Consider the following 942-nt stretch of genomic DNA (forward strand, 5'->3'; position numbering starts at 1 on the left):
ATCGCGTGTATTTCGCTCAAAAACAAGACAAGATAGTTCTCCTTGTCTTCGGTGGAGACAAATCCACACAAGACAAGGATATCAAGAAAGCAGACGCTCTCCTTAAAGACATGAAAGAAGCAGGACAATGGTAAAGACACGAGAATTTGATATTCAAAACTATCTCAATGACCCAGAATCTATCATTTATTTCCTTAATGCGGCATTAGAAGCTAATGATGCACACTTCTTTGCTCAAGCACTAGGCGAAGTAGTAAAATCTGAGGGAATGACAAAGTTTGCGCAGCGTTCCGGAATTCCACGCGAAAGCTTGTATCAAATCCTTTCCGGCAAAGGCAACCCACGATTAGACACTCTTATGCGTGTTCTTGACAATCTCGGGTTTACTCTCTCACTACGTCCACTAGAGGAAAACGAAGAGGAAACATCCAAAGATCACAAGAACAAAGAAGGCATAGTACACAGAGAACCTGCATACGCATAAACACCCTCTAAGGGACTAAAAATCGGGTGGTTGGCTTGTCCTTTGATAGAAAACCAACCACCACCAAAATGGAAATGGTCGACCTCACCGCACGTGGGATCGACCATTACTCATATATTCCTGACCTATATATCATGTGGGGCTAATGCCAACCCTTAAAGGGTTGCCTGTATGACACGGGTGCAGCAAAGATGCTGCACCCCGGCCGCCCCACACTCGCTTGTGCGTGCCAGCGTCAAGACAAGCACACACCCACCACAATCCACACACACCACCCCGATAAGGATTCTTGCAGTTCGCGCCAGACACCATCGTTTTTAGGCTCCCCATGCCTGCCAAAATTGCAGACAGGGAAGCCTTCCACCGAGGCGTGGGCGCGCCCTACAAGAACCCATATCATTTTTAGAGGGGTGGTGGAGTGTCCTTGTGGACTGGGTTGTGTGCTGCTTAACGCTTGT

The 942-nt window shown here is 47.5% G+C and carries 1 protein-coding gene; it reads left to right on the forward strand.

The genetic code is table 11. The features are described from left to right. The first annotated feature begins 127 nt into the window (after window positions 1–127). Window positions 128–484, forward strand: a complete 357-nt coding sequence (locus ACFQY8_RS08035; RefSeq protein WP_377939460.1) for an addiction module antidote protein — start codon at window positions 128–130, stop codon at window positions 482–484. The last annotated feature ends 458 nt before the right edge of the window (window positions 485–942 follow it).

The organism is Alloscardovia venturai (genome assembly GCF_042676605.1).
Classification (GTDB): Bacteria; Actinomycetota; Actinomycetes; order Actinomycetales; family Bifidobacteriaceae; genus Alloscardovia; species Alloscardovia venturai.